At 60.0% G+C, this 19,423-nt stretch carries 22 protein-coding genes and 3 tRNA genes; 14 read left to right on the top strand and 11 right to left on the bottom strand.

Annotation, left to right across the window (positions count from 1 at the left end; translation table 11 throughout):
• Positions 1 to 11 precede the first annotated feature (11 nt).
• Positions 12 to 3,518, bottom strand: a complete 3,507-nt coding sequence (gene smc / locus WIF35_RS02235) for a chromosome segregation protein SMC (protein ID WP_412479942.1) — start codon at positions 3,516 to 3,518, stop codon at positions 12 to 14.
• Between the two features lie 110 nt (positions 3,519 to 3,628).
• Here smc and WIF35_RS02230 point away from each other — a divergent pair, with 110 nt between their 5' ends.
• Positions 3,629 to 4,102 carry a nucleoside deaminase gene (locus WIF35_RS02230; protein ID WP_412479941.1) on the top strand — a complete coding sequence of 158 codons (474 nt, stop codon included), beginning with the start codon at positions 3,629 to 3,631 and terminating at the stop codon, positions 4,100 to 4,102.
• Between the two features lie 192 nt (positions 4,103 to 4,294).
• Positions 4,295 to 5,374 carry an HD domain-containing phosphohydrolase gene (locus WIF35_RS02225; RefSeq protein WP_412479940.1) on the top strand — a complete coding sequence of 360 codons (1,080 nt, stop codon included), beginning with the start codon at positions 4,295 to 4,297 and terminating at the stop codon, positions 5,372 to 5,374.
• Between the two features lie 2 nt (positions 5,375 to 5,376).
• Here WIF35_RS02225 and WIF35_RS02220 read toward each other — a convergent pair whose 3' ends face one another.
• Positions 5,377 to 5,757, bottom strand: a complete 381-nt coding sequence (locus tag WIF35_RS02220) for a hypothetical protein (protein ID WP_412479939.1) — start codon at positions 5,755 to 5,757, stop codon at positions 5,377 to 5,379.
• A 59-nt stretch (positions 5,758 to 5,816) separates the two neighbouring features.
• Between WIF35_RS02220 and dapC the strand changes: the two genes are divergently transcribed.
• Genes dapC through WIF35_RS02190 form a run of 6 tightly spaced genes read left to right on the top strand, consistent with a single transcriptional unit; the run spans position 5,817 to position 11,961 of the window.
• Positions 5,817 to 7,007, top strand: coding sequence for a succinyldiaminopimelate transaminase (dapC, locus tag WIF35_RS02215; protein WP_412479938.1), 1,191 nt, complete (start codon positions 5,817 to 5,819; stop codon positions 7,005 to 7,007).
• Between the two features lie 16 nt (positions 7,008 to 7,023).
• Positions 7,024 to 7,839, top strand: a complete 816-nt coding sequence (gene dapD / locus WIF35_RS02210) for a 2,3,4,5-tetrahydropyridine-2,6-dicarboxylate N-succinyltransferase (protein ID WP_412479937.1) — start codon at positions 7,024 to 7,026, stop codon at positions 7,837 to 7,839.
• Between the two features lie 27 nt (positions 7,840 to 7,866).
• Positions 7,867 to 9,054: a PilT/PilU family type 4a pilus ATPase gene (locus WIF35_RS02205; protein WP_412479936.1), complete on the top strand. Its 1,188-nt coding sequence runs from the start codon at positions 7,867 to 7,869 to the stop codon at positions 9,052 to 9,054.
• Positions 9,054 to 10,187, top strand: coding sequence for a succinyl-diaminopimelate desuccinylase (gene dapE, locus WIF35_RS02200; RefSeq protein WP_412479935.1), 1,134 nt, complete (start codon positions 9,054 to 9,056; stop codon positions 10,185 to 10,187). Before WIF35_RS02205 ends, dapE begins: the two co-directional genes overlap by 1 nt.
• The gene (prmB, locus tag WIF35_RS02195; RefSeq protein WP_412479934.1) at positions 10,184 to 11,083 is read left to right on the top strand and encodes a 50S ribosomal protein L3 N(5)-glutamine methyltransferase; all 900 of its coding nucleotides are present in this window, start codon (positions 10,184 to 10,186) and stop codon (positions 11,081 to 11,083) included. Before dapE ends, prmB begins: the two co-directional genes overlap by 4 nt.
• Positions 11,084 to 11,091: 8 nt before the next feature.
• Positions 11,092 to 11,961: a fused MFS/spermidine synthase gene (locus WIF35_RS02190; protein WP_412479933.1), complete on the top strand. Its 870-nt coding sequence runs from the start codon at positions 11,092 to 11,094 to the stop codon at positions 11,959 to 11,961.
• A 3-nt stretch (positions 11,962 to 11,964) separates the two neighbouring features.
• Here the strand turns inward: WIF35_RS02190 and WIF35_RS02185 are convergent, their stop codons facing one another.
• Together WIF35_RS02185 and WIF35_RS02180 are read right to left on the bottom strand one after the other, a co-directional pair.
• Positions 11,965 to 12,168, bottom strand: coding sequence for a hypothetical protein (locus WIF35_RS02185; protein ID WP_412479932.1), 204 nt, complete (start codon positions 12,166 to 12,168; stop codon positions 11,965 to 11,967).
• Positions 12,169 to 12,193: 25 nt separating this feature from the next.
• Positions 12,194 to 13,657: an aminoacyl-histidine dipeptidase gene (locus WIF35_RS02180; RefSeq protein WP_412479931.1), complete on the bottom strand. Its 1,464-nt coding sequence runs from the start codon at positions 13,655 to 13,657 to the stop codon at positions 12,194 to 12,196.
• 323 nt (positions 13,658 to 13,980) lie between these two features.
• Here WIF35_RS02180 and WIF35_RS02175 point away from each other — a divergent pair.
• From WIF35_RS02175 to WIF35_RS02155, 5 genes are all read left to right on the top strand, one after another.
• Positions 13,981 to 14,054: transfer RNA gene (locus WIF35_RS02175), tRNA-Gly, on the top strand.
• Between the two features lie 8 nt (positions 14,055 to 14,062).
• Positions 14,063 to 14,136: transfer RNA gene (locus WIF35_RS02170), tRNA-Thr, on the top strand.
• 2 nt (positions 14,137 to 14,138) lie between these two features.
• Positions 14,139 to 14,217, top strand: a tRNA-Ser gene (locus WIF35_RS02165).
• A gap of 237 nt (positions 14,218 to 14,454) precedes the next feature.
• Entirely contained in the window at positions 14,455 to 14,658 is a 204-nt protein-coding gene (locus WIF35_RS02160; protein ID WP_412479930.1) for a hypothetical protein, read from the top strand.
• Positions 14,655 to 15,017 carry a hypothetical protein gene (locus WIF35_RS02155; protein WP_412479929.1) on the top strand — a complete coding sequence of 121 codons (363 nt, stop codon included), beginning with the start codon at positions 14,655 to 14,657 and terminating at the stop codon, positions 15,015 to 15,017. Before WIF35_RS02160 ends, WIF35_RS02155 begins: the two co-directional genes overlap by 4 nt.
• Before the next feature lie 10 nt (positions 15,018 to 15,027).
• Here WIF35_RS02155 and WIF35_RS02150 read toward each other — a convergent pair whose 3' ends face one another.
• The 7 genes from WIF35_RS02150 to WIF35_RS02120 all read right to left on the bottom strand — a co-directional run bounded on the left by WIF35_RS02150 (position 15,028) and on the right by WIF35_RS02120 (position 19,042).
• Complete coding sequence (locus WIF35_RS02150; RefSeq protein WP_412479928.1) at positions 15,028 to 15,555, bottom strand: DUF2514 family protein; 528 nt, start codon at positions 15,553 to 15,555, stop codon at positions 15,028 to 15,030.
• A 2-nt stretch (positions 15,556 to 15,557) separates the two neighbouring features.
• The gene (locus tag WIF35_RS02145) at positions 15,558 to 16,061 is read right to left on the bottom strand and encodes a TIGR02594 family protein (protein ID WP_412479927.1); all 504 of its coding nucleotides are present in this window, start codon (positions 16,059 to 16,061) and stop codon (positions 15,558 to 15,560) included.
• The gene (locus tag WIF35_RS02140; protein ID WP_412479926.1) at positions 16,061 to 16,342 is read right to left on the bottom strand and encodes a hypothetical protein; all 282 of its coding nucleotides are present in this window, start codon (positions 16,340 to 16,342) and stop codon (positions 16,061 to 16,063) included. The genes WIF35_RS02145 and WIF35_RS02140 overlap by 1 nt, the downstream gene beginning before the upstream one ends.
• Positions 16,339 to 16,710 carry a hypothetical protein gene (locus WIF35_RS02135; RefSeq protein WP_412479925.1) on the bottom strand — a complete coding sequence of 124 codons (372 nt, stop codon included), beginning with the start codon at positions 16,708 to 16,710 and terminating at the stop codon, positions 16,339 to 16,341. The genes WIF35_RS02140 and WIF35_RS02135 overlap by 4 nt, the downstream gene beginning before the upstream one ends.
• A 25-nt stretch (positions 16,711 to 16,735) precedes the next feature.
• Positions 16,736 to 17,233 carry a hypothetical protein gene (locus WIF35_RS02130; protein ID WP_412479924.1) on the bottom strand — a complete coding sequence of 166 codons (498 nt, stop codon included), beginning with the start codon at positions 17,231 to 17,233 and terminating at the stop codon, positions 16,736 to 16,738.
• Between the two features lie 78 nt (positions 17,234 to 17,311).
• Entirely contained in the window at positions 17,312 to 18,274 is a 963-nt protein-coding gene (locus tag WIF35_RS02125; RefSeq protein WP_412479923.1) for a hypothetical protein, read from the bottom strand.
• 288 nt (positions 18,275 to 18,562) lie between these two features.
• Entirely contained in the window at positions 18,563 to 19,042 is a 480-nt protein-coding gene (locus WIF35_RS02120) for a hypothetical protein (protein WP_412479922.1), read from the bottom strand.
• A gap of 92 nt (positions 19,043 to 19,134) precedes the next feature.
• On the opposite strand from WIF35_RS02120, the gene WIF35_RS02115 reads away from it, so the two are divergent.
• On the top strand, positions 19,135 to 19,422 hold the full coding sequence (locus tag WIF35_RS02115; RefSeq protein WP_412479921.1) for a hypothetical protein: 288 nt from the start codon (positions 19,135 to 19,137) through the stop codon (positions 19,420 to 19,422).
• Position 19,423: the final 1 nt, after the last annotated feature.

Below are 19,423 nucleotides of genomic sequence, written 5' to 3'. Positions count from 1 at the left end.
CGATGCCGCCGTCAAGCCGCATCGCTCATCTTCAATGCTTCTTCGATATCCACTTCCACCACGCGCGACACACCGCTTTCCTGCATGGTGACGCCCACCAGCTGCTGGGCCATTTCCATCGCGATTTTATTATGGGAAATGAACAGGAATTGCGTGTTGTCGGACATTTTCTGCACCATGCGGCAGAAACGCTCGGTGTTCGTATCGTCCAGCGGCGCATCGACCTCGTCGAGCAGGCAGAACGGCGCCGGGTTCAACTGGAACATCGAGAACACCAGCGCAATCGCCGTCAGCGCCTTTTCGCCGCCAGACAGCAGGTGAATGGTCGAATTCTTCTTGCCTGGCGGCTGGGCGATGACCTGCACGCCAGCATCGAGGATTTCCTCGCCGGTCATCACCAGCTCGGCACGACCGCCACCGAACAGCTCGGGGAACAGGCGACCGAAGTGGCCGTTCACCGTGTCGAAGGTGGCTTGCAGCAAATCGCGCGTTTCGCGGTCGATGCGACGAATGGCGTTTTCCAGCGTTTCCATCGCCTCGTTCAGGTCAGCCGCCTGCATGTCGAGGTAGCCCTTGCGCTCGGTGGCGGTTTCCAGTTCCTGCAAGGCCGCCATGTTCACCGCGCCGAGTTCGGCGATGGCGTTACCCAGACGGGTGATTTCGCCTTGCAGCGCCGGCGGCCGGGCATTGCCCAGTTCGGCCTGTAGTGCGTTCTCGTCGGCGCCCGCCTCGATCAGCTGCATGGCGAACTGCTCGGTATTGAGCGCCGCCGCCTGTTCCTTCAGCTTGAGGTCGCCGATGCGCACACGCAGCGGCTCCAGGCCCTGCTCGATCTTCAGGCGCTGCTCGTCCAGTGCACGTAGGGCATTGGTCGCGCCCTCCAAGGCATCGCGCTTCTCGGCCAGCACCTTCTCGGCCGCCTGACGCGCTTCCAACGCCGTCTGCAACTGGCCCTCCATGACATCCGGCGGCGCCGCTTCGACTTGCTCGGCACACTGCGCGCGGTCGGTCTCGATGCGGTTCAATTCACGCTGGGCCAACGCCTGCTGGGCGAAGATATCCTGCAGCTTGCCGTCGGCCTCGCGCAGCGAGAATTGCGCCTCGCGCAAGGCACGGTCGAGGTCGGAATTGCGCTCGCGCTCGGCGCGCACGGCGCGCTCGCATTCGTCCAGGCGCGACTGCGCGCCAGCGACCAGCACGCGGATGCGGCTCAGGCCCTCGCGGATTTCCTCGATGCGCTCGTCGGCCGACATTTCACGCTCGCGCTCGCCCTCCTCCTCTTCCGCCAGTTCGGCCAGCTGCTCTTGCAGGCGTTCCTTCTGCTCGCGATGACGCTCGATGGTCTGCGTCAGCTTCAGCACTTCCATCTGCACCGCATGCACGCGCTGCTGGCGGTCATTGACGTACTGGCGGACCTCGTCCATTTCCTCCTGCTTGTCGGCCAGTTGCTCGTCGAATAGGGCCTGCTGCTCGCGCAGGTTCTCGGCTTTTTCCTCGGCCAATGCGATGCCTTCGGCCAGGTTTTCTATTTCGCGCTGCCGTTCGAGTAGGCCGTGCTCACTCTTGTCCGGCGCAAAGAAAGTGACGCTGCCGCGCGTCACCAGATCGCCGCCGCGCGTCACGATGGCTGCGCCGAGCGGCAGTTGCTCGCGTTGCTGCAAGGCCTCGGCCAGCGTCTCGGCGGTCAATACGTTGCCCAGCCAGTCGTGCAGCACGCCGGCCAGCTCGGGTTTGGCGGCGCGGACGCGCTGGGCGAGCACTGCTGCGGTGGACTGCTCGTTTTGGCCAAAAACCGTGGGCAACACGACCGAAAAATGGGCGCCCGGCCGGTCGTGCAACCAGGCCTCCAGCTTGGCGGGATCGTCGCAGGCGACCGCATTCAGGCGCTCGCGCAACACCGCTTCGACCGCCTCTTCCCAGCCTGCCTCGACGTGGATCTGCTGCCACAAGGCCGGCGCCGATTCGAGACCGTGCCGGCGCAACCAGTCAGGCAATTCGCCGGATTCACGGGTGCGCGCCTGCATCTGCTCCAGCGCGGCGCGGCGCGCCTGACCGGCAGCGAGTTCGCGCTCCAGGCGCTGCACTTCGGCCTGCACTTCGCGCCGACGGGCTTCGAGCTGCGGCAGTTCCTGCTGCAACTGCAACAGGTGTTCCTGATCGCCCGCCAGTTCCTCGCGCAACAAGTCGAGTTCTTCTTCCTTCTCGGCGAGTTCCATTGGGTCCGGCGCGTCCTGGCCACCGGCTTCGTCGCGCAGACGCTCACGTCGCTGAACGATGGCCTGCAGCGCGCGCTGGGCGTGCGACTTGTTGGTTAGCTCGACTTCCAACTTCTGTTCGCCATTGGTTGTCCGCGCCTTCAGCCGCTGCAACTCCTCCAGCGCCTGCGCATGGTCTTCCTCGACCTGCGGCGCGATATCCATTTGCTGATGCAGGCGCTCCTCGGCCTCATCGACCCGCATGCGGGTCATTTCCTGCATTTCTTCCCACTTCAGGCGATCTTCGGCCAGTTTCTCGGCCGTCGCCCGCCAGTGCTCCAGCTCCTGTTCCAGCTTAACCAGACGCGCTTCGAGCTGGCTGCGCGACTCGCGGCGGTGACGGATTTCCGCTTCCAGGCGAGCGACCTCGGCATTCGCCGCATACATGTCGCTTTGCGCGGCATGCAAGGCGTCGCCGGCGGCGAAATGCGCCTCGCGCGTTTCTTCGGCACGCGCTTCGGTTTCGCGTAACGCAGCGCTTTGCGCTTCGAGATCGGTCGTTGCCCGTTCGACTTCTAGGGCCAAGCGCTGGCGTTCGGCTTCCGCTTCGCGCTTCTTCAACAGCCAAAGCAGTTGCTGGCGCTGGGTGAGTTGCTCGTTGAGCGCATGGTAGCGGCGCGCCACTTCGGCCTGCGTTTCCAGGCGGGCGATCTGGTGGCCCAATTCTTCGCGGATATCCTCGACGCGCAGCAGGTTTTCGCGGGTATCTTCCAGGCGGCCCTGCGTTTCCTTGCGCCGTTCCTTGTAGCGGGTGACGCCGGCCGCTTCTTCGAGGAAGACGCGCAGGTCGTCCGGCTTGGCCTCGATGATGCGCGAGATCATGCCCTGGCCGATGATGGCGTAAGCGCGCGGCCCCAGCCCGGTGCCGAGGAAGAGATCGGTGATGTCCTTGCGGCGGACCTTCAGGTTGTTGATGAAGTAGTCCGACTGCCCCTGCCGCGTCAGCACACGCTTGACCGACAGCTCGGCGTATTGCGACCACTGACCCATGGCGCGGCCGAGCGAGTTGTCGAATATCAGCTCGACCGAGGCACGCGACACCGGCTTGCGGTTGGTCGAGCCGTTGAAGATGACGTCCTGCATCGACTCGCCACGCAGTTCCGACGCCTTGGACTCGCCCAGCACCCAGCGCACGGCATCCATGATGTTGGATTTGCCGCAGCCATTGGGGCCGACGACGCCGACCAGTTGCCCGGGCAGGGCAACGGCAGTCGGATCGACGAAGGACTTGAAGCCGGCGAGTTTGAGTTTGGTCAGGCGCATGGTTTATTCCGCCCGGCGCACCATGCTGCGCCGCAGCGGGGGCCGTATGATAGCATCTTGAACAGTCCTGAACCCGGCGCCTTTATGCCCCCGTTTTGGAGTCTCTCAAGATGTCTGATGACGATCGTTTCCTCGCCCGCGCCATCGAACTCGCCGCCCGCGGCAGCACGCTCGGCGAAGGCGGCCCCTTCGGCGCCGTCATCGTGCATCAGGGCGAGATCGTCGGCGAAGGCTGGAACCGCGTCATTGTCAGCAAGGACCCGACGGCGCACGCCGAAATCGGCGCCATCCGCATGGCCTGCGCGGCGCTCGAACACTTCCATCTACACGGCTGCACCCTCTATGCCTCGAGCGAACCCTGCCCGATGTGCCTGTCGGCCGCCTACTGGGCACGCATCGAGCGCATCGTTTTCGCCAACAGCCGGGCCGAAGCCGCTGCCATCGGTTTTTGCGACGATGAGCTGTATAGCGAATTGAATCGGCATTTTTCGGCACGCAGCATCGTCATGGAGCACCGCCCCCTCCCCGGGGCGCTGGAGCCGATGCGGCAGTGGGCCGCCAATCCCCAACACGTCGGCTACTGAAAGTCCCAGCGGGGCGGTAAAAGCCACTGCTGCGGTGCACTGGTAAAAATCGGCAAAAACCAAAGCCCAGCACCTAGATAAGACAACTCTGAAATATTTGCCAGATATTTCATCAATACGACTTTAGTAGTATTCTGCTGGGCAAGAACAGTCAATTTAAAACCAGCAGCACCGGTCAAAAGAACAATCGTTATGAATCCGGTCCCAGCCAGTGCCTTTGCCGTCATCGACGCATTGACGGCGCATGTCGCCCTACTCGATGGCGAGGGTGAAATCGTCGCCGTCAACGAGGCATGGAAACGTTTTTCCGACGCCAACGGCAGCCGCCTGCCGGGCTACGGCATCGGCAGCAATTACCTCGCGATGCTGCGCAAGGTGGCCGAACTTCCCGAAGAGGCCAGCTGCTCCAACCGCGAAGACCGGCGTATCGCCGGTTCGGTGGTCGCCGGCATCGAGAGTGTCCTGAACGGCAGCTCGACGAAATTCCAGATGGAGTACCCGTGCCACGCGCCCTGGGAGAAGCGCTGGTTCCTTCTCACCGTCACTCCTTACCCGCCGGGCAGCCACATCCGCGTCGTGGTTTCGCACGAAAATATCACGCCACTCAAGATCGCCGAACAGCAGGCACGCGACCAAGGTATCCGCCTGGTCGAGGCCTTCGGCAGCATGGTCGAGGCCATTGCCCTGGCCATCGAAAAACGCGATCCCTACACCGCCGGCCATCAACATCAGGTGGCTGCACTGGCCGTCGAGATCGGGCGGCGCATGAAACTCCACGACGACCAATTGTTCGGCTTGCACCTCGGCGCCACCATCCACGACATCGGCAAGATTTCCATCCCGGCAGAAATCCTCAACCGACCGGGCAAGCTGACAGAACCGGAATACACCATCATCCGCTGCCACCCGGAAATCGGCCACGAGATCCTGTGTGGCATCGAATTCCCCTGGCCCATCGCCGAAATGGTCTGCCAGCACCATGAGCGCCTTGACGGCAGCGGCTATCCACGCGGACTGAAAGGCGACGAAATCTGCCTGGAAGCCCGCATCATCGCCGTCGCCGATGTCTTCGACGCCATCATCTCGCACCGCCCTTATCGTCCAGGCCGCCATATGGAAGAGGCGCTACAGGAACTGAAAAATGGCCGCGGCACCATCTACGATGCGGCTGTCGTCGATGCCGGGCTCAGCTTTTTCTCCGAAGTCGGTGCCGAGTGGCACCGCAAGCATCGCGACGATGCCGAGGAAATCCACCCGCTGCTGCACTTCTAATTTCAGCGCGACAGGCGTTCAACCCTGAAGGTCAGGCGATTGCCCCTTGCATCCTCGCCCTCGCCCACCCAAGAACGACAACTCCGCCCTTGCCAGCGAATGGCGAACTCACGCCCGTCGCTGCACCTCACCTCGCCCTTGCCGCTTTCACCCTCGCAGCCGGAATTGCCCACCACGTCAGGCGGATAAGCCACGCCGTCGCATTGCAGGGCACCACTGCGGTCGCTCAAGGTAAATCGCCCGCCACCCTGGGTATTGGCGGGATAGCCCTTGCCGCGCAGTTCGCCCGGAACATCGCTCAAATTACCGCGCGCCTGGTAGCCAAAAGCGCAGGCCGCCAAGGCTAGCGACACCGCAAACGCAAGAATCCGGCTTTTGTTCACGAGGCAGAGTTCCACTTTTCGGCGATAATTCATCTTTTTACACCCACTCGATCGTCGACGTGAACCCGCATCTCGCCAAACTCCAACCCTATCCGTTCGAAAAGCTGCGCGCCCTGTTCGCCGGCGTCACCCCGAATCCGCAATACAAGGAGATCAAGCTCTCCATCGGCGAGCCGCAACACGCCACGCCGAAGTTCATTATGGATGCGCTGGCCAACGGCCTGAAAGGCCTGGCCAACTACCCGACCACGCAGGGCATTCCGGCCTTGCGCCAGGCCATCGCCGCCTGGTGCGGCCGCCGCTACGGGCTGGAACTGAACCCGGAAACCGAGATCCTGCCGGTCAACGGCTCACGCGAAGCGTTGTTCTCCTTCGCCCAGACCGTGATCGATCCGAGCCGCGGCCACGTGCCCATCGTCGTCAGCCCGAACCCGTTCTACCAGATCTACGAAGGGGCAGCCTACCTGGCCGGTGCCGAGCCGCGCTTCCTGAACAATCTGCCGGAAAACGATTTCGCCTTCGATTACGGACAATTGACAGATGAAGAATGGTCGCGCGTGCAGCTGTTCTACGTCTGCTCGCCAGGCAACCCGACCGGCAAGGTGCTGTCGCTCGACGACTGGAAGACGCTGTTCGCCCTGTCCGACAAATACGGCTTCATCATCGCCTCCGACGAGTGCTATTCCGAAATTTATTTCGACGAAGCCAACCCGCCGATCGGCGGCCTGCAGGCGGCCAAACTGCTTGGCCGCACAAACGAACGCCTGGTCATGTTCTCCAGCCTGTCCAAGCGCTCCAACGTGCCGGGCATGCGCTCCGGTTTCGTCGCCGGCGATGCCAAGATTCTCAAACAGTTCCTGCTCTACCGCACCTATCACGGCTGCGCCATGGCCCCACCGGTGCAAACCGCCTCGGTCGCCGCCTGGAACGACGAAGCGCATGTGCTCGACAACCGCAACCAGTACCGCGAGAAATTCGCCGCCTGCACGCCGTTGATTGCCGAAGTGCTCGGCACCGGCATGCCGGACGCCAGCTTCTACCTGTGGGCGAAAACCCCCATCGCCGACACCGAGTTCGCCCGCGGCCTGCTCGAACACTATAATGTCGTCGTTCTGCCCGGCAGCTTCCTCGCCCGCGAGTCGCAAGGCGTGAATCCGGGCACCAATTTCATCCGTATCGCACTGGTCGCCGGCCTTGAGGAATGCCTCGAAGCCACCCAGCGTATCCGTCAATTCGCACAACAACTGTAACCAAGAGAGAACTCACATGACCCATCCGTTGCAAGCCACCATCGACGAACTCTGGGAAAAGCGCACCGAACTGAATACCCAGTCCACCGAAGCGATCAAGATCATCGAATCCGTCATCGCCGACCTGGATGCCGGCAAACTGCGCATCGCCGAGAAGGTCAATGGTGAGTGGATCGTCAATCAGTGGGCCAAGAAGGCCGTCCTGCTTTCCTTCCGTACCCGCGACAACCGCATCCAGAAGGCTGGCGACATCAATTTCTACGACAAGGTCGACACCAAGTTCCAGGGCTGGACCGAAGAGCAGTTCAAGGCCGGCGGCTTCCGCGTCGTGCCGGGCGCCTTCGCGCGCAAGGGTTCCTTCATCGCCAAGAATGCCGTGCTGATGCCCTCCTATGTCAACATCGGCGCCTACGTCGATGAAGGCACCATGGTCGACACCTGGGCCACCGTCGGTTCCTGCGCCCAGATCGGCAAGAACGTTCACCTGTCCGGCGGCGTCGGCATCGGCGGCGTGCTCGAGCCGATCCAGGCCGGCCCGGTCATCATCGAAGACAACTGCTTCATCGGCGCTCGCTCCGAAGTCGTCGAAGGCGTGATCGTCGGCGAAAACTCAGTCATCTCGATGGGCGTTTACATCGGCCAGAGCACCCCGATCTACGACCGCGAAACCGGCGAAATCACCTACGGCAAGATCCCGCCGGGCTCCGTCGTGATCTCCGGCTCGCTGCCGAAGGATGGCGGCAAGTACAGCCTGTACGCCGCGATCATCGTCAAGAAGGTCGACGCCCAGACGCGCTCCAAGACCAGCATCAACGAACTGCTGCGCGCCTAAACCCACGCCACCGACGGAGGTCTTGCGATGATCCTCGACAAACTGTTCCAACTGATGGCGGAGAAGCAAGCCTCGGATATCTTCATTTCCGCAGGTGCGCCGATCCACATCAAGATCCAGGGCAACACGATCCCGGTCAACCAGCAGATCATGCTGCCGGACATGATCGACAAGATCGCCTTCGAACTGATGTCGCCGGAACAGGCCAAGACCTTCGAAGAGACGATGGAGATGAACCTCTCCTTCGGCGTACCTAACGTAGGCAACTTCCGCGTCAATATCTTCCGTCAGCGCGGCTCGATCAGCATCGTCGTCCGTTTCATCCTCGGCAACATTCCGGGGCTGGACACGCTGGGCCTGCCCAGCGTGCTGGGCGACCTGATCATGGAAAAGCGCGGCCTGATCCTGGTGGTCGGAGCCACCGGATCCGGCAAGTCGACGACCATCGCGTCGATGCTGGATCACCGCAACGCCAACCGTTCCGGCCATATCCTGACCGTTGAGGACCCGATCGAATTCCTGTTCAAGCACAAGAAATCGATCGTCAATCAGCGCGAAATCGGCATGGACACCAAGGACTGGCAGGCAGCGCTGAAAAACGCCATGCGCCAGGCACCGGACTGCATCCTGATCGGCGAAATCCGCGACAAGGAAACCATGCAGGCGGCCATCGCCTATGCCCAGACCGGCCACCTCTGTCTCGCCACGCTGCACGCCAACAACAGTTACCACGCGATGAACCGGATCATCAGCTTCTTCCCGCTGGAGAACCGGCCCGCCCTCTTCCTCGACCTGTCGGTCGCCTTGCGCGCGGTCATCTCGCAGCGCCTGGTCAAGAAGCCGGACGGCAAGCGGGCACCGACCTGCGAAATCCTGCTCAATACCCGCCACATCAGCGAACTGATCGAGCGCGGTGAAGTGCAGTCGATCAAGGAAGCCATGGAACAAACCCTGGCCCCGGGATCGCAGACTTTCGAACAGGATCTGTTCCGCCTCTATCGCGAGAACGTCATCACCCTGGACGAGGCGCTGGCCAATGCCGATTCGCCGACCAACCTGTCCTGGCTGATCAACAACTCCGAAATCACCCCGAGCGGCGGCAAGGACGACAAGAAAACCGACGTCGCACTCGAATTCGACACGACCAACGAAGGCGGCGCCTCGTTCAAGGAATTCACCCTGAGCCTGTCCGACGGCGACGAAGAAAACACCTGATGTCCGACCCCACACTGGAACTGGCCCGCGAAATTATCTCGCGGGCCTCCGTCACCCCCGAGGATGGCGGCTGCTGCGACCTCTTTGCCCAACGTCTGCAAGCCCTGGGCTTCACCATTGAATTCATCAATCGCAACGGCGTGACCAACCTGTGGGCGCGCCGCGGCAATTCGGCCCCGCTCTTCGTCTTCGCCGGCCACACCGACGTGGTGCCGACCGGTCCGCTCGACAAGTGGACCTCGCCGCCCTTCGCCCCGGAAATTCGTGACGGCATGCTCTACGGGCGCGGCGCCGCCGACATGAAATCGTCGCTGGCTGCCATGCTGACGGCGACCGAAGCTTTCCTGGCTGAATATCCGAACCACCCCGGCTCACTCGCCTTCCTGCTCACCTCCGACGAAGAAGGCGATGCCAACGACGGCACCATCGCCGTGGTCGATGCCTTGAAGGCGCGCAACGAGGGCATGCAGTTCTGCGTCATCGGCGAGCCGACTTCGGTCGACACGCTCGGCGACATGATCAAGAACGGCCGGCGCGGTTCGCTGTCCGGCGTACTGACGGTGAAGGGCATCCAGTGCCACATCGCCTACCCGGAAAAAGGTCGCAACCCGATCCACGAAGCCGCCCCGGCCCTGGCCGAGCTGGCCGCGACGGAGTGGGACAAGGGCAATGAATACTTCCCGCCGACCACCTGGCAGGTGTCCAATATCCATGGCGGCACCGGCGCGACCAATGTCGTACCTGGTAGCGTCGAGATCAAGTTCAATTTCCGTTTCTCCACGGCGAGCACGCCGGAAGGTCTGCAACAGCGCCTGTGCGCCATTCTTGAAAAGCACAAGCTGGACTATGAGATCAAATGGACGCTGGGCGCCCGCCCCTTCCTGACCGGGCGCGGCCCGCTGGCGGATGCGGCGACTACCGCCATCCGCGAGGTGTGCGGCATCGATACCGAACTCTCGACCACCGGCGGCACTTCGGACGGCCGCTTCATCGCCGAGATTTGCGAGCAACTACTCGAAATCGGCCCGTCGAACGCGACCAGCCACAAGATCGATGAATGCGTCGCTGTCGACGCCCTGCCCAAACTGTCGGCCATCTACCGCCGCATCCTCGAACAATTGATGACCGCATGACCGACATGACCGCCGCCAGCGAACTGCTCACCGTTCGCGACCACATCCGCTACGCCGTCAGCCGTTTCAACGCCGCCGGCCTGTTCTTCGGCCACGGTTCCGACAATGCCTGGGACGAAGCGGTCTATCTGACGCTGCATACCCTGCACCTGCCGCTCGACCGTCTGGAGCCCTTCCTCGACGCCCGCCTGCTGCCCGGCGAACGTGCCGCGCTGCAGGACATCTATCGCCGCCGCTGCGAGGATCGCCTGCCCGCAGCCTACCTGACCCATGAAGCCTGGCTCGGCGAGCATCGCTTCTACGTCGACGAGCGCGTCATCGTGCCGCGCTCCTTCATCGCCGAACTACTTGAAGAACAGCTCACACCGTGGATCGACGATCCATGGTCGGTCGAGAACGCCCTTGATCTGTGCACCGGTTCCGGCTGCCTGGCCATCCTGACCGCGCTCGCCTTCCCTAACGCCCACGTTGCTGCGGTGGACCTGTCAAAAGACGCAATTTCCGTGGCGGAGCGCAACGTCGCCGATTACCACCTGCACGACCGCGTCGAACTGATCCAGTCGGATGCCTTCACCAACCTGCAAGGTCGCCGCTTCGACCTGATCATCTCCAACCCGCCTTACGTCAATGCCGAATCCGTGGCTGCCTTGCCGCCGGAATACCTGCACGAACCGGAAATGGCGCTGGGCTCCGGTGAAGATGGTCTTGACTTCACGCGCATCATCCTGCGTGAAGCCAAGAAACACCTGACGGAGAACGGCATCCTGGTCGTCGAGATCGGCCACAACCGCGACGAACTCGAAGCCGCCTACCCGACCCTGCCCTTCACCTGGCTCGATACGGCAGCCGGCGACGAATACGTGTTCATGCTGCACGCTTCGGACCTGCCGGATTAACACACCGTTTGACCAAGCTTTACGAACTACCCAGCCCGTTCGAGGTTGAGACCGGCACGGTCCTCATGCTCGAACCGGCTTGGGCGCGCGCCGGCGAATTGCGCGCCCAGTTGCTCGACGAGAGCTACCCCAAGCCGTTCGTTATCGACGACGGCAAGTCACGTTTTCTGTATTTCAATGTGCGACTGATGCAGAGCGAAATGTCGCTCAAGACACCGCACGACCTGGCGCTGCGCTACACGCAGAAGATGATGGCCTTCCTGCTCTTTCAGCCCCGCCCCAAGCGCCTGCTGCTGATCGGTTTGGGTGGCGGCTCATTGGTCAAGTTCTGCCATCGCCGTCTGCCCTCTACGCAAATCACCGCCGTCGAACTCGATCCCAACGTGATCGCCTTCCGCGATGCTTTCCTGGTACCGCCGGACGACGATCGGCTGAGCATCGTCGAAGGCGATGGTGCAGAGTATCTGGCCAACGCCGACAAAGGCATCGACGTGCTGCTGGTCGATGCCTTCGACAAGACCGGTTTCGCGCCCAGCCTGGCCAACCAGGAATTCTTCGATAACGCCTACGCCAAACTGGCCGGCAACGGCGTTCTGGTCATCAACCTGGCTGGTGAAAAAGAAAGCTACGCCGGTTTGATCGGCGAAGCCATGCAAGCCTTCGACGACCAAGTCATCGTCATCTCGGTGCCGGAAGACGGCAACCACATGCTCTATGCTTTCAAGGAGCGTAATTTCGACCCACGCTGGCGCTGGCTGCACAACTACGCCAAGGAATTGCGCGCCCGCTTCGGCCTCGACTTCCCCGCCTTCGTGACCAAGATGGAACGTTCCAGCAAACTCGGCCTGGCACGCCGCGAAGCCATTCGCGGCCGCTAGCGTTTACTTGTCGGTGGCCTGCTCGGCGCGTTGCTGGCCAAGGGCATTGGCCTGATCGAGTTTTTGCTGGAACTGCTGCATGGTTTGCTTGCCAGCCTCCAGTTCCTGCTTCTTCGCTGCGGCGGCCGTCGCCGCCGTACCGGCTGTTTCCACCCCGCAACCGGCCAGTGGCATGAGGACACACAGGATCAATGCAATTCGCTTCATGGCAACACTCCCGATAAACAGGTCCTCAGTGTATCTCCGCCAGAATCGCCGTCAGCAATTTCCAGCATTTGCCCACCGAGGCCACTTCGACACGTTCGCCCGGCGCATGCGCGCCGCGAATATTGGGACCGAAAGACACCGTATCCATCCCCGGATATTTGGCGCCGATGATGCCGCACTCCAAGCCGGCATGAATCACCTTGACCGAAGATTCACCACCGAACTCACGCGTGAACACCCGCTGGCTCAAAGCCAGCAGCGGTGACGCCGGATTCGGCGCCCAACCGGGATAATGCCCGCTCATTTCCACCGAGCAAGCGGCCAACTCGAACAGGCTGCCGATCTCATCGGCCAGCGCCTGCGCACCGCTATCGCGCAAAGAACGCACCATGAAATTGCACGAACCGCCATTCGGCGCCAGATCAACGATGCCAAGATTATTCGAGGTTTCGACCACACCCGGTACGCGGCGGCTCATCCGATAGACACCATGCGGTGCCGCGTGCAGCGCCGCCAGCCACAAGCTCTGCTCAAGCTGCGCCAGCACCTGTCCCGTGCTTGAGATTCCGAGTTCGAGCTGCAAACCCTCATCGATACCCAGCAATTCGCCGCGCAGTTCCTCTTGCAGTTCGCTCAGCATGGCGCGGATTTGCTCTTCGTGAGCCGGGGCCACCGCAAAACTGGCAAAGGCCTCGCGCGGCAGCGCATTGCGCGCCGTACCGCCCTTCAGCGAGGCGAGCCGGATGGCAAAGCGTTTTTCTAGCGAGCGCAACACGCGCACCAGCAACTTGATGGCGTTGCCCCGCTCATCATGGATATCCACCCCGGAGTGTCCGCCGCGTAAACCGCGCAATTGCAACGAAAACACCTGCCAACCGGCCGGCAAGGGCTCACCTCTAGCGCCACGTTCGACATTGACGTCCAAACCGCCGGCACAACCGAGATAGAACTCGCCCCAATCCTCGGTATCCAGATTGAGCATCAAGCGCCCTTGCAAGCTATCGCCCGCCAGACCGCGCGCCCCGCCCATGCCGGCCTCTTCGTCGACGGTAAACAGCGCTTCGATGGGACCATGGCTAAGCGTTGAATCTTCCAACACGGCAAGAATCAGTGCCGCCCCAATTCCGTTGTCGGCACCCAGCGTCGTGCCCTCAGCCACCAGCCATCCGTCGCGCTCGACCGGAACGATGGGATCGCGAGCAAAGTCGTGGGCGCTATCGGCATTCTTCTGGCACACCATGTCGAGATGCGCCTGCAACACCACGGCAGGAACGCTCTCCTTACCGGGCGACGCCGGCTTGCGGATAATCAGGTTCCCGGCCTGGTCCACCGCAGCACGGAGCCCCAAGGATTCGGCCCAGGTCAGCAGATGATCGCGCAACTGCTCTTCCTGCTTGGACTGACGGGGAATGGAACAGAGTGTGGAAAAGTGGCGCCAGACAGCAGCCGGTTCCAGACTATCGAACACTTCGTGCATTTTGGGAGACATAGCGGGACTCCAAAGTGAAAACCCCCGACCACCTTGCGGCGGACGGGGGTTGAATCTTGGGGCGACATACCGGGATCGAACCGGTGACACCTGGAATCACAATCACAGGCTTAGTCGCAATTAATCATACAATTACGAGATTTTCTTCCTAACATTAAAAGCCCTGCCCCCTAGCATTGGCGCGCCCAATTTGGCGAATCTTAGGAAAATTTTCGGGCAATTTTAACATCCGAAATGCTTAGTTTCGAACTCGCCTAATAGCCCGTTGGCGAGTGAAATCTAGCTAAAACGCAGAATCCTTGACTGTATAATTCAACAGTGTCGCGGGTGTAGCTCAATGGTAGAGCTGAAGCCTTCCAAGCTTAAGACGAGGGTTCGATTCCCTTCACCCGCTCCAGGTAATTCGCCCCCGTAGCATGAAGGTCGTGCAGTTGATTTGTAATCATCAGGACTTGGTTCGATTCCGAGCGGGGGCACCAGTGGAAGAGTGGCAGAGCGGTTGAATGTACCGGTCTTGAAAACCGGCGCTGGCAATGGTTCGAACCCAACCTCTTCCGCCAGAATCCGGGTTAAAATTGTCGTGCAGTAATTCTCCTTGAGCCGCACTGGACTTCCAGTTGCGGCTTTTTTTATTTAGACCGTGCCTTATGGACAATTGACAAATTGTCATATTCTGGAAGATGATGCGCGCCGCTTTACTTTTGTACATGTCAAGTAAGGCGGTTGATTTAATGCGAATTGGTCTGTAATAATCGTTCTCAGAGGAATTTTCCCTGAAGAACATAGCGGAGAACCCAATGACAAGCTCAAAGATCGAAAAAGCTGAACACCTATTAGCCTATGCACGACTCGCAATTGCCGGTGGTATTGGTGGTGTTGCGCTGTACAACACAGCGATGCTTTTCGTTTCTGCAAGCCCAACTCAAAGTTTTGAGTCTATCGCCATGGCTGCTGGTGCGGTCGTGTCTGCTGCTGCTGCGAAAATTTTCCATCTAGCATGACGCCTGCTGACGTATCCGTGCCGGCCGACTGGGCCGGCATTTTTATTTCATGGATGCACCCTTCTGCCCTGATTTTTGGGGTAGTTCTCCCGCTTCTAAGGGCAACAATCCGTGGATTCAAGGGGCATAGGCCGTGCTTCCAGGCTCACTACTTTGCCCATGACGTTGCTTCTGGATTCACTATTCCTAGCTTCATCGCATTGATTCTTGCTGGCGTTAATCCTGATTTGGCACAGCACGTTGATCACCATGCTGGAGTGCTGGCGGGTGCGATGGGGCTTGTGTACACAATCGGCGGGGTTCTCAAAGGACACCACGGAGAGCCTGAAGCGAACTCCGTCTCAACTGAAGCGGCTTAACTGAATCTATTTAATCCGGGTTGCTTGAGGCTATCGCATCGTAGGTCCGCTCACAGGCGATTCCAGCAACCCGAAGTCTGTCAGCGTATCCTGCGACCTCTTCCGCTCTTGCGTCAGCGCGGATAAGCAGCTCGGTGAGCACTCCGACGGGATCGGAACCTGGCTCGACCTTGCCTGCTCCGGAAGCGCAGGAAATAGCCTCTCGTCCGCGCTCTCCAGCTTGACGGTACTGCTGCCGCATCCGGTCAGCATCAGCACGAGCAGAATCGCGCTGGCGCTCGAGATCGTTGAGTTGGTCTTGCGCACGTTTGGCCTCCTTATTTGCTTTGTTCTGGTCTTCGATTTCCTTGAGGCGCTTCGCCTCGGCGATCTTTTTTTGTTCGGCGGCAACTTCGCCCATGGCCCGGTCGTACCCGATCTGCTGCTGGCCTGCATTGTGGCTGTTCCACCACACAGCGGCCAGCGCCATGGCCAGAGCGATGGCGGAAAGCTTCACAGCCAGCAGGTACTTGTCCGGGATCAGATTCAATGGATTCATGCTCAAGCCTCGTTGGTGGAAAGTTGCGCGCCGCCGGCGTCGAGCACGGCCAGCACGGAATGGGGCGGCATCGGCACCCCGGACGGCCACACGTAGGCGACCGCCCTCGTCCGGTCGAAGGGCGCGATGCTCACCCGGTTGCCCTGATTCCCGCCCAGCACCATCAGGTGGCCCTTGGCGGTGCGGCCGACGACAAAGCCGACGTGGCCGCCGCCCTGCCGCTCGAAGACGACAATGCAGCCTGGGACCGGGGCGGACAGGCGCAATCCCCATTCGGCCCACGCCTTGGCGCGCATCCAGTACTTCGGGAGCGGGATGCCGACCGTGTCCATGCAGGCCGCCACGAAGACGCCGCACCAGGGCGTCTCGTCGTCGTTCCACCACGCCCGAAGCTTGTGCAGCCAGGACTGGATGACGGGGCTGTGCTTCGGCCCGGGTACTTCGGCCACGTCCAGATGCCGGCGCGCCTCGGTGAGCCAGTCTGGCTCATTTTGGATCGTGCTCATCACGCCCTCCCCTTTCTCTGGGCTGGGCAAAGAACGCGCAGGCGTCTCTCGCACACGAGAAGCGCCGCAACGCCTCCAGTCATTATTGCGGATGAGATGCTTGTCGATTCTCCTGTGACCACAGAGACAATCTGGCAGGCCGCACCGATCGATAGCAGATAGAAGGCCGCTCTGACCATGAACGGCGTGCACCGGCTCATTCTGTTCAGCACCGGTTCAGTTCGATAGATGATGATGATCGCCGCGATGACGACGAACATATTGATTGCGATAGCGCTCATTTTTCGACAGCCTCCGCTTTTCTCTTGGCCACTCGCAGAATCGTCGGACCAAGCCATCGGTAAGCAAGCAGACCGACAATAAGCGCGACCGGCAACTGAAGCAGATCAATGGTTACGGATTTCGGAATAAGACCTGACGAAGCGACCCCCGCAGAGACTGCGGGCGTAAGGTATCCGGCGATGATCGATGACATGACTGCGACCGCAGTTCGCTTGAGAATTGGCATCGGCGCTTCGTAGGTCTGAGCCCACCAGCCTCCTGCCAAGCCAGCCAAAAGAATGGGGGGATGAAGCCCAGTAACCACCCCTAGCACAGTCAGCCCAGCCGACGTTGCTGCTAGCACTCCGCTGCTGGTTGGTTCGGGCATTTCTAATCCTCTTGTGATGTAAGTTCTACACGGATCCGTACTGGCCATCTGCGCCAACGCACAGAAGCTCCATTGCCTCGGAAACGGTGATGTTCAGGTCGTACTTTTCTGAGAGCGCACGCGCCGCCCACATGGCATCGCTGCCGTCTTGATAGGTCGCCAGTTGTAGGTGATAGGCATCGACCTCGCAGCGAAGCCTGTAGGCACGGACGCTGTTGTAAAGGAATTCGTGAGCCACAACGCCGATGCAGATCAGCATTACCGCCAGCAGCATGCGATCCAGAACATCACCAAACGGCATTGCCAGTGCAGCAATCGACAGCAGAACAAAGGACAGCATCAGAAGATACCACTGCTTTACATGCTCAAGCTCGTGCTGGTGAATGCCTTCGTCTTTGAGTGCAAGATACTTTGGGCGAATGGTGATGAAACAACGCTTTGCCTCGCCCCCAACCCAGTCTTTCATGTCGTCGCCGTAACGAATGAAGGCCGGGAGGATTCCGAATACAAATCTGATATTCATTGCTGTCACCTATGCGGCTAAAACATGGGTGTTAAAAAGGCGGGCCGGACTCTAGCCCGCCTCGATGTGACGCAGCGATTAGCCGACGTACGGGTACTGAACGAGCAGCGACTTTCCGTTAAAGTCACCGGCGGCATCGCCGCTGACGGTGAAGGTCTTGCCGGAAACGTCGGTCGCATCATTGACCAGCTGGACGTAGCTTGCCTCGTTGGTGGCGACATCAACGTACAGGCCCAGGCCGAAGTTGAAGATCACGCCATCCTTCGGAGCAGCGGACAGCACGATCTTGTCGTTAGCCACAACGATGGACTCGCTGGCGAACACGGCGCCGCCGATGCGCACCTTGGCTTCAACGAATTCCTTGACGGCCTTCGAGGAAGCGACATCGGTATCCGAAGCGCCGGTCAGCGTCGGGCTGGTATTCAGCTCGTCGGACTGAATGGCCTTGTCCAGATCGCGGGCCTTTGTGACGGAGATGAAGCCAACCTTCGACTTCTCGGCATCGGTAAAGGCGTTCGTGTCGTCGTTCGACTCGTAAGCGGCCTTGATGGCAGCAGCAGACTGAGCATTTTCGTACTCGGCCTTGCTCGACATCACGAAGAAGGTGGCGACACCATTAGTGACGGACTCGATGCCGTACTTGACCCAGTTACCGCCGTTGGTCACGGTGACGGTATCGGCCGAATCAAGGCCAGTAAGCGCGTCACGAGCTGCGTTGTCGGCAACGGTGTAGTTGGTGCCGAGAGCCAGCTTGGCAGCGTTGATGGCGCTGGTGACTTCAGTAGCCGACATCACTTCCAGGGCGGTGCGTGCAGCGCCCTTGTTAGGTAGGTCGGACAGGTTCATGCTCTTCTTCAGAGCTTGCGAGCTGAGAGAAGAGACGGCTTGTTGACGCGCGGTGACTTCGTCAGCAACGCTTTGGGTCAGAACCTGCTCGGCCAGCTCGGCGCGGTTCTTTTCTGCGGTAATGCCAGCGGACAGGTTGTTCAGGTCTTGGACAAGGCCAACGATATGGGCCTTGGAACGCTTGAGAATTGCCATTTTGATAAATCCTTATCGACAGATATTCGCATTGCGCGAATGGCAGTTTTGGCCCTTTGGGGAACCGAAGTCGAAAACCAGATTTATCGCCTGGCGGCGCTACAAGAAATTTCTTTCTTGATGCGTCCAATTCTAATTAGAACCGGCTTCCAATTCAAGCGATATTCAGATTCCTCTCGCTGAAAATCATCGGAAGAAATGATTGCCCGATAGCTGCCGTCGCCATTATGCTCAACGCGATAACCTTTATTACAAAGGAATGCGACAAGCGAATAATCACGCAACGAGTTAATTTTGTTCTGCTGCATAGCTCACCACTGCGAATAGACCTCGGCGTGCGACATCAATATCCATAAATACGGCATACATTCCGTCGTCGCTGACAAATACATTGTTCTGTTCTTCTACGACATACTCCTTATCACCAGAGAGTCTGCCGTCCTCTAATAAATCACCTGGTTCAAGATCACAGTAGATCAGCGCCATGTTCCAGATAACATCGCCTATTGCTTTAAATGGAAGCTGGAGCTTTCCATCAACAATCTCGGTTGGTGGCGTGGTGACAATTCGTACGCCGCCACCAGGAATGCCAGGGGGCCCGCGAAGCGCGTTAAGCACCTCAAGCCGGAGCACCGAGTCAGAGTGAGAGAAGTCAATATCGGAGGGGGCCTCAATCTCTGCAACGATGCATTGATCGCTATGCCGGTGTGCCTCCTCGATTGTTGAGACCTGGCTGAATAACAGCTCGACGTGTGCGGCATCGCTCATGGTCACTTCCCGAATGCCGGGCCTTCAGTAACGCTAATCTTTCCAACGTCTGTTGCTGTTGGCAGATCGTCACCAGGCCTGATGAATCTGATTTGAACCTGAAGCGTTCCAATCGCAAGGCAGCGTGTATCGGCCAAATTGAAAGCATAAAGGCCAATCGATTCATCAACAGCGGATACGTCGAATCTGAGTCGGGTATTCCCGCTTTTCCCCCAAAGCTGAATATCTCTGTACCCAGCTGTGTTTTCCGTCCCGCCATCAGATTTCAATATTCTGAAATGACCAGCGCACGGGCCCCCTTTGAACACTTTTACGTTCATACGATTTCCGGAAATAAAAAAACCGCCCGGCGGCGGCTTGGTTTAACGACCAACTTCTGAG

The organism is Azonexus sp. IMCC34839 (assembly GCF_047047955.1).
GTDB lineage: Bacteria > Pseudomonadota > Gammaproteobacteria > Burkholderiales > Rhodocyclaceae > Azonexus.
The sequence above is the reverse complement of the archived record's forward strand: the minus strand, read 5'-3'. Positions and strand labels throughout refer to the sequence as shown.